General features: G+C 34.9%; 1 protein-coding gene. It reads left to right on the plus strand.

Annotation, left to right across the window (positions count from 1 at the left end; genetic code table 11):
* The coding region (locus tag SB724_RS20145; protein WP_410572616.1) for a hypothetical protein at positions 1 to 272 on the plus strand (272 nt) is incomplete at both ends.

Here is a 272-nt window from a genome sequence, read left to right on the forward strand (position 1 = left end):
GTATGATTGGGAGTAATCTTAATAATATTGTTTTGTCAATGGGAGTAAGTTCTGTTGTTGCAACTGATATAGAAGTTAGAGTAAAATCTACCGCGGTAGGAAAAACTCACTATTCAAACGTTCTTCCTTTAAAAGTTACTCCATTTATTAATGGGCCAGTGTATACCTATACTGATTTATTCCTGATAGGTGATGCTACAGCAGGGGCTTGGGATAATGTAGTTGCAAATGCAAAAATATATCCACTAGTTAAAACAAACACTGCAAATGTG

This window comes from Bacillus sp. SIMBA_031 (assembly GCF_046535225.1).
GTDB lineage: Bacteria > Bacillota > Bacilli > Bacillales > Bacillaceae > Bacillus > Bacillus velezensis.